The following is a 6559-nucleotide window of genomic DNA, read 5'->3' on the forward strand; positions in this document are numbered from 1 at the left end:
GCAAATAGTCTCGTGCCGCCACAATTTGCTCAAAAAGCTACCCAAATAGTCAAGGATGGGTAGCTTTGTCCATAAATTAAGTTACAGTTCCTAACCCCGCAAGGCGTGCTGACTTTTAGCTCTACAGGAGTAGTTATGCAACTGCAAACAGATATTCGTAGTCGGCAACCGCAAGCAACGCTAGCCAGCGCCGCGAGTGCCTTGGACTGGGCAAAATTTGGCTGCGCCGTACCTGCACCAAAATTGGCTCCTTCGATGTGGGTCAAATTGTTCAATCCGCCAACAGCATTCAGTTTTGACGAAGCGTGGTTGTTGTGTCAGTGCTCCGACCAAAAGTGGCTGGCTTGGATTCCTGATTATGGGGAAATTTTGCTGAGTACGAATGAATTTTGCGCTACTTAGGATCGCAAATTAAATAACTTACAATTTTAATTGTTATTGTGGGATGGGCGTCCCGCCCGTCGTTTTTGGACGGGCGGGACGCCCATCCCACAAACCTGTCGAAGTTATTTAATTCTCATTCCTTAATCGAAAATTATAGTTTGAAATCTATATCCTTCAGGTTTCACAGCATATTTTTGGAAAAAACCAGGTTTCTGCATTATCTCGTTTGTAGTGAGGAATGCGAGTCCTCAGAAATTAAGAAGGACTGAAGTCCTCACTACAAACCAATTCATTGACATTTTGCCAACAAAAAGAGCAATAGAAAACTATTGCTCTTTTTGTGTAAAAACACTTTCTAGTTTTTGTCTTCAGACAGCGGAACTTACTCGCTTATTTGCAAACTGCACGGTTATTTGCATTTCTGACAATCGTGCCTACTTTGCCATTAATCTGAATCGGGTTCTTGGTGCTGGCCCGGATCAAGCGGGGCTGTTTACCCAGACATTCTCTGATAGATTCTGACCAGGTGGTGAGAGCGCGGGTGTATTCTGTACGAGTCGCGGGCGCGCGAAACTGCTCGGTAATTAGGTGATCTGTGGTGATGCTAGTGTCAGTAGCAACATTAGTAATAATTGGAAAGTCAAAGGCTTTGGGTAAAGTTCTTTCAGGAATTTTGCCCGGTACTGTTTGGTAGTTCTTTGAGCCGCCTTTGTAGTCAATACCTGCTTGAGGGGCTGTTTGAGCGAAGGCAGGAATAGGCAAGCTGGCTACCAATACGGTGCAGCAACTCCAAAATAATTTCGATTTCATCCGATTCATCTCCTCAACTTTATGACGGTTAGCACTAATTAGGTAGGGACAAAAACATTAGCTTTAATTTATAAAAAATCTAATGCTAATGAACTTTTATCTTGGTTTTGACCCATCTAATTTATTACCATACATCTTCAAAAACGTACAAACTGGTTGGTCTGACAAACTGTAGAATGGTTTCAGTTGAGTGAGACATTTACACATCTGAAGTTGTTACAGCGTTGGGGACTCGATTTTACCAGAATGATTCATTTTCGATCGATGTCATTGGAACTTTATCAAATTTTGTCTCAGATATCAAGTTTTGTCGATCGCCTGTGGCGTTTTAACACTGGTTGACGGCTCGATCGCCCTTTGAGTGTTATGCGCTATACCAGCGGAAGAAAGATGCTAGAGTGCATCAATGGGCGTTTGAGTATTTTCAGGCGACAATAGACAGAGAAGGGGCTTGAAAATAGGTGATTTTAGTGGAAGATAGTAAATTTATCGACGTATCGGAAATCATGGGTGTTCCCGCGGCTCCTGCGGGCTACAAGTCGGGCTTTGTGGGTATTATCGGGCGCCCGAATGTTGGCAAATCCACCCTGATGAATCAGTTGGTAGGACAGAAAATTGCCATTACTTCGCCGGTGTCTCAGACGACGCGCAACAGGCTGCGGGGCATCCTGACGACGCCGGAAGCACAAATTATTTTTGTCGATACTCCCGGAATTCACAAGCCGCATCACCAATTGGGTAAGGTTTTGGTGCAGAATGCGCGCGCGGCGATTCAGTCGGTGGATGTGGTGCTGTTTGTGGTGGATGGTTCGGTGGAGTCTGGTGGGGGCGATCGATATATTATCGAAATTCTCAGCAATTGCAAAATTCCAGTGATTTTGGGGATGAATAAGCTGGACGAACAACCGGAGGATTCCGTGTTGATCGATCGAACTTACGAACAAATTGTCAATCCCGAGTGGCCGGTGGTGAAATTTTCGGCTCTCACGGGCGAGGGTGTGGAACCGCTACAACAGTTGTTAATCGAACATCTGGAGGAAGGCCCCTATTATTATCCGCCCGATTTGGTCACAGATCAGCCGGAACGCTTTATTATGGGCGAGTTGATTCGGGAACAGATTTTGCTGCTGACGCGGGAAGAAGTGCCGCATTCTGTAGCAATCGCGATCGACATTGTTCAAGAAGAAGCGAAGATTACCCGCATTCTGGCGACGATTCACGTCGAACGGGATTCCCAAAAAGGTATTTTAATCGGTAAAAGCGGCAGTATGCTCAAGTCGATCGGCAGTGCGGCCCGGGAACAGATTCAAAAGTTGATTGAGGGTAAAGTATATTTGGAGTTATTTGTCAAGGTGCAGCCGAAATGGCGGCAGTCCCGCACCCGTTTGGCCGAATTGGGCTATCGCGTGGAAGAGTAAAATTTTAGTGGTTTGCGGGATGTTCGCGATTATACTGAAAGTGGCGGCTGGTGGTAGCGATCGGGTGATTCGGGGGTTTTGTGAGGAGTTGGGGATTGAGGTGCCTTTATAACTTAGGCAATAAAAAATAATATTTTGCTAACTTGTTAACAACACTCAAAAAAAGTGAACACCATGCTTAACCTCTCCCATAGCCGTCCCCTGAATCAATTTCAACAGGAAGCTCCTGAGTTGCTTCATCAGTTTGAAACAGATAAAACACCAATAGTAATTACCATTAATGGTAAAGCGGTTGCTGTGCTTCAGGATGCGGAAAGTTATGAAAAACTACTTAATCGGTTAGAAATTCTTGAAACTCTTGCAGGTATTCGTCAAAGCTTAGGGGAATTTGATCAAGGTAAAGGGGTTTCTATTCATCAAGCTTTTGAAGAGCTTCAAAAAAAATATGACCTACCGAGTTGAGATATCTCCTACTGCTATTCATGACATAGAAAATATCTTTTTGTGGCTCAAGCTCAATGCTCCTGAAAAATCCTATCGTTGGGTTAGGGGCTGTTATGAAATAATGCTCAAACTGGAAAGCTTTCCTAGTCGTTGTCCCTTAGCATTAGAAAGTGAGTATTTCGACCTGGAAATACGTCAAATTTTATATGAGAAGAAATATCGTATTTTATTTAGTATCGTAGAAGATGAAAATACTAGAATGGTTGAAATTCACCGCGTTCGTCACAGTTCTCAACAAAATTTTGATTCTTTAAAACAGCTTTTGGATAATGATGAAGAAGAGTAAAATAGAAATAAACTCCATTACCCATTACCTAAAAAAATGATCGCCGCCAAAGAAAACTTTCCTCAAATAACCCCAGAAGAATACTTTGCTTGGGAAGAAAAGCAGCTAGAAAAGCATGAGTATATCGACGGCCAAGTCTACGCCATGAGCGGCGGTAGCGTCAATCATGGTCGCATTGCCGTCAGACTCACAACTCTCTTCTCCAATCATCTAGAAAACAGCAGTTGCGAAACAGGAAACTCCGATCTGAGAGTCAACATTGTCGGAACCAAAAACTATATCCACCCCGATGCAAGTGTAACGTACGACGATCGCGATAAAACCACAACCCAATACATTACCTACCCCTGCTTAATCGTTGAAGTTCTCTCTCCCAGCACTGAGGCTTACGATCGCGGTGGTAAATTTAGAATGTATCGCAGCAACCCTGTCTTACAAGATTATCTATTGGTTAGTTCCACCAGTATCGAAATGGATTTGTATCATAAAAATGATGCTGGTGAATGGATCATTATTAACTACAAAGAAGGTGACACTATCGAACTAAAAAGCATCAATCTTAGTTTTGCGATCGAACAAGTCTATCGCAACCTCGACCTCACCCCAGAAACAACACCTTAAAAGTTGACATATATCATAAAACTAAGGTGATTTACGTCCGGTGAGCGTGTTGGTATTACTACTTTTAAATTAGGAGATTGTTATGATTGCAGCTAGAGAGCAGGAGCGGTACTTTACGCCTGAAGAGTATTTTGCTTGGGAGGAGCAACAATTAGAAAGGCACGAGCTAATCGATGGTCGCGTATGTGCGATGAGTGGGGGCACGCAAAATCATAGTGCGATCGCGGGAAACTTTTTAGTGACGATCAAGCCCCATCTGCGGGGTAGTGGTTGTAAAACATACAATTCTGACTGCCGCGTAAATATCCTCAATACTCGCAACTATACCTATCCCGATCTGAGTGTCACTTGCGATCGGCGAGATAATTCTAGCCCTCAATATATTACCTATCCCTGTTTAATTGTTGAGGTTTTATCGGATAGTACCGAGGCTTACGATCGCGGCAAAAAGTTTGAAAAATATCGCCGCAATCCGAATTTGGTCGATTATGTGTTGGTGAGTTCGGATGAGATGGCGATCGATATTTATCACAGAAATGATGCGGGGGATTGGTTGATTCTGAGCTATCGAGCGGGCGATCGCGTGGAGCTTAGAAGTATTGGGTTGAGTTTGGCGATCGAGCAATTATATGAAGAAATTGTTTTCGAGCAGCAATCTTGAATTTATTATTAAGAGGGCGATGTAATAATATTGATGTAGAGTTATAAGAAATCTGTTACCGTTTAAATATTTGTGCAGCATATGCGTCCGAATGTTGACTCTCAGAAGATAGAACGACTGATGCAAGTCTTGGGCAGAGAGGCTCAGGGTTCAGGCTGCATCTATTTTACGGGTGGTGCTAGCGCCCTACTGATTGGATGGCGGAGTTCGACCATTGATATCGATATTCGTCTAGATCCTGAACCCCCAGGCATTTTTGGTGCGATCGCCAAAATCAAACAAGAATTGAATATTAATATCGAACTGGCTTCCCCACAGGATTTCTTACCCACAATTCCGGGGTGGCGCGACAGGAGTATCTTCATTGGCAAATACGGTCAAATCTCGTTTTATCACTATGACTTTATAGCCCAAGCACTCTCCAAAATATCCAGGGGATTCGATCGGGACATTAAAGATGTTCAAGCCATGTACGAACAGAAATTATTTTCCTTAGAAGAACTGCGTAATAGTTTTGAGAGTATTGCACCCGAATTAATCCGATTTCCCTCTCTTAATCCTGATGCGCTCAGAAGCAGAGTTGAGAACTTCATCAAACGTTTTGAAAGTAACATAGAGGATGGACAGTTATGAACTTAAATGAGTTGCCGGGAGCAGAGCTAATTCTACCTGGACTGAACGATCTTCATCATGGTAAAACTAATACAATTGGGTCATTGTTAGTCGCGATCGCGGCAACTCGCCTAGCCGAAGCGGGCTTAGATGTTCCTAAAGATCGTCTGGCCGCAGAGCCAGAATTGACTCTTTATGCCCGCCTTCAAGATGAACGAGATGATGCTTATCCCTACTACAATGCTTTGCTGAATCGCTTGAGTAGCTTTTGCAATGCACTTGAACTTCGTTATATGTGAGAATATGCGATCGATCGGCAGTAACAAAAGGATTTAATTAAAAAAAAAGATGTCGATCGCTGCCGGTGGGCGATCGCTTGTAATTGGATGAAAGCGCGATCGATAAGACTCACCCCAAAATACCTATGAAAACCACGATCGAAATCGATAACTCCCTCATCACTAATGCGCTCCAGGCGACTGGACTCACAGCACAACAAAAGAATACATTCTATGTAGCTTCACAGAAAAATGATATTACCGAGTGTTTCTTATGAACTACCGAAACCACATCACGATCGAAGCAAATAAACGCGGTGGTAAGCCTTGTGTGCGCGGCTTGCGAATTACGGTTTATGAAGTGCTTGAGTACCTGGCTTCGGAGATGACTGAAGCAGAAATTCTCGACGATTTTCCCGATTTGACACGAGAAGATTTAAAAGCTTGTATAGCTTATGCTGCTGACCGTGAGCGTCGGTTTATGACTGCGACCTTATCCGCATGAAATTACTTTTTGATGAAAACTTGTCGCCCAAGTTGCCGAATCGTTTGAGCGATATTTTCCCAAATTCGCTTCACGTTCGAGATGTGGGAATGAAAGCAACGATCGACCCAATAGTTTGGGATTATGCATTCATACAATAATTTGATGATTGTCTCGAAAGACGCGGATATGCACGACCTGAGCTTAGTATTTGGGAATCCACCGAAAGTTATTTGGCTTCGCCTGGGAAACTGTTCGACATTGCAAATTGAAAATTTGCTGCGTCGGGATTTTAACGCGATCGAATTATTTTATGAAGATGAGACTTTATCGCTGCTTGCTTTATCATAATGCACCGATCGCCGAGGGTGTGCGATCGACTCTAAATGCTCTCTAATCTAAAATCAGGGGGAACGCATCTTATTGAACACTCTTCGCTAGTGGTGAGTATATTTTGAGATAAATTCACCATTCTTAGAAGCTATAGATACGCTTTGTAAT

At 43.3% G+C, this 6559-nt stretch carries 13 protein-coding genes; 12 read left to right on the forward strand and 1 reads right to left on the reverse strand.

Translation table 11 applies throughout. From position 1 onward, the window contains the following. The first annotated feature begins 135 nt into the window (after positions 1 to 135). Complete coding sequence (locus JGK07_RS32350) at positions 136 to 402, forward strand: hypothetical protein (protein ID WP_293187164.1); 267 nt, start codon at positions 136 to 138, stop codon at positions 400 to 402. Positions 403 to 774: 372 nt separating this feature from the next. On the opposite strand, the gene JGK07_RS32355 is transcribed toward JGK07_RS32350, so the two are convergent. Further along, complete coding sequence (locus JGK07_RS32355; protein WP_293187163.1) at positions 775 to 1194, reverse strand: hypothetical protein; 420 nt, start codon at positions 1192 to 1194, stop codon at positions 775 to 777. A gap of 506 nt (positions 1195 to 1700) precedes the next feature. On the opposite strand from JGK07_RS32355, the gene era reads away from it, so the two are divergent. The 11 genes from era to JGK07_RS32410 all read left to right on the forward strand — a co-directional run bounded on the left by era (position 1701) and on the right by JGK07_RS32410 (position 6409). Continuing rightward, positions 1701 to 2612 carry a GTPase Era gene (gene era / locus JGK07_RS32360; RefSeq protein ID WP_293226815.1) on the forward strand — a complete coding sequence of 304 codons (912 nt, stop codon included), beginning with the start codon at positions 1701 to 1703 and terminating at the stop codon, positions 2610 to 2612. Between the two features lie 174 nt (positions 2613 to 2786). After that, positions 2787 to 3074 carry a type II toxin-antitoxin system Phd/YefM family antitoxin gene (locus JGK07_RS32365; RefSeq protein ID WP_293187165.1) on the forward strand — a complete coding sequence of 96 codons (288 nt, stop codon included), beginning with the start codon at positions 2787 to 2789 and terminating at the stop codon, positions 3072 to 3074. Continuing rightward, positions 3058 to 3402: a type II toxin-antitoxin system RelE/ParE family toxin gene (locus JGK07_RS32370; protein WP_293218259.1), complete on the forward strand. Its 345-nt coding sequence runs from the start codon at positions 3058 to 3060 to the stop codon at positions 3400 to 3402. The genes JGK07_RS32365 and JGK07_RS32370 overlap by 17 nt, the downstream gene beginning before the upstream one ends. Before the next feature lie 36 nt (positions 3403 to 3438). Next, a complete protein-coding gene (locus JGK07_RS32375) occupies positions 3439 to 4023 on the forward strand; it encodes a Uma2 family endonuclease (RefSeq protein ID WP_293218262.1) in 585 nt (194 codons plus the stop codon). Between the two features lie 82 nt (positions 4024 to 4105). After that, a complete protein-coding gene (locus tag JGK07_RS32380; RefSeq protein ID WP_293218265.1) occupies positions 4106 to 4684 on the forward strand; it encodes a Uma2 family endonuclease in 579 nt (192 codons plus the stop codon). 81 nt (positions 4685 to 4765) lie between these two features. Beyond that, positions 4766 to 5317, forward strand: coding sequence for a DUF6036 family nucleotidyltransferase (locus tag JGK07_RS32385; RefSeq protein ID WP_293186935.1), 552 nt, complete (start codon positions 4766 to 4768; stop codon positions 5315 to 5317). After that, a complete protein-coding gene (locus JGK07_RS32390; RefSeq protein WP_293199268.1) occupies positions 5314 to 5595 on the forward strand; it encodes a hypothetical protein in 282 nt (93 codons plus the stop codon). Before JGK07_RS32385 ends, JGK07_RS32390 begins: the two co-directional genes overlap by 4 nt. Positions 5596 to 5720: 125 nt before the next feature. Next, the gene (locus tag JGK07_RS32395; RefSeq protein WP_293226649.1) at positions 5721 to 5852 is read left to right on the forward strand and encodes a type II toxin-antitoxin system VapB family antitoxin; all 132 of its coding nucleotides are present in this window, start codon (positions 5721 to 5723) and stop codon (positions 5850 to 5852) included. Beyond that, positions 5849 to 6079 (forward strand): DUF433 domain-containing protein, encoded by a 231-nt coding sequence (locus tag JGK07_RS32400; RefSeq protein WP_006634608.1) that lies wholly within the window; start codon positions 5849 to 5851, stop codon positions 6077 to 6079. Before JGK07_RS32395 ends, JGK07_RS32400 begins: the two co-directional genes overlap by 4 nt. After that, positions 6076 to 6219 (forward strand): DUF5615 family PIN-like protein, encoded by a 144-nt coding sequence (locus tag JGK07_RS32405; protein ID WP_293186929.1) that lies wholly within the window; start codon positions 6076 to 6078, stop codon positions 6217 to 6219. The genes JGK07_RS32400 and JGK07_RS32405 overlap by 4 nt, the downstream gene beginning before the upstream one ends. A 28-nt stretch (positions 6220 to 6247) precedes the next feature. Then, entirely contained in the window at positions 6248 to 6409 is a 162-nt protein-coding gene (locus JGK07_RS32410) for a DUF5615 family PIN-like protein (RefSeq protein ID WP_293186928.1), read from the forward strand. The last annotated feature ends 150 nt before the right edge of the window (positions 6410 to 6559 follow it).

The sequence above is a fragment of the Microcoleus sp. PH2017_24_DOB_U_A genome, from assembly GCF_020738205.1.
Taxonomy (GTDB): Bacteria; Cyanobacteriota; Cyanobacteriia; order Cyanobacteriales; family Microcoleaceae; genus Microcoleus.

Coding starts and splice junctions, on each gene's coding strand:
- JGK07_RS32410 (WP_293186928.1), top strand. CDS start 6,248: ATGCACGACCTGAGCTTAGTATTTGGGAATCCACCGAAAGTTATTTGG.
- JGK07_RS32370 (WP_293218259.1), top strand. CDS start 3,058: ATGACCTACCGAGTTGAGATATCTCCTACTGCTATTCATGACATAGAA.
- JGK07_RS32390 (WP_293199268.1), top strand. CDS start 5,314: ATGAACTTAAATGAGTTGCCGGGAGCAGAGCTAATTCTACCTGGACTG.
- era (WP_293226815.1), top strand. CDS start 1,701: ATGGGTGTTCCCGCGGCTCCTGCGGGCTACAAGTCGGGCTTTGTGGGT.
- JGK07_RS32400 (WP_006634608.1), top strand. CDS start 5,849: ATGAACTACCGAAACCACATCACGATCGAAGCAAATAAACGCGGTGGT.
- JGK07_RS32350 (WP_293187164.1), top strand. CDS start 136: ATGCAACTGCAAACAGATATTCGTAGTCGGCAACCGCAAGCAACGCTA.
- JGK07_RS32385 (WP_293186935.1), top strand. CDS start 4,766: ATGCGTCCGAATGTTGACTCTCAGAAGATAGAACGACTGATGCAAGTC.
- JGK07_RS32375 (WP_293218262.1), top strand. CDS start 3,439: ATGATCGCCGCCAAAGAAAACTTTCCTCAAATAACCCCAGAAGAATAC.
- JGK07_RS32355 (WP_293187163.1), bottom strand. CDS start 1,194: ATGAAATCGAAATTATTTTGGAGTTGCTGCACCGTATTGGTAGCCAGC.
- JGK07_RS32395 (WP_293226649.1), top strand. CDS start 5,721: ATGAAAACCACGATCGAAATCGATAACTCCCTCATCACTAATGCGCTC.
- JGK07_RS32380 (WP_293218265.1), top strand. CDS start 4,106: ATGATTGCAGCTAGAGAGCAGGAGCGGTACTTTACGCCTGAAGAGTAT.
- JGK07_RS32405 (WP_293186929.1), top strand. CDS start 6,076: ATGAAATTACTTTTTGATGAAAACTTGTCGCCCAAGTTGCCGAATCGT.
- JGK07_RS32365 (WP_293187165.1), top strand. CDS start 2,787: ATGCTTAACCTCTCCCATAGCCGTCCCCTGAATCAATTTCAACAGGAA.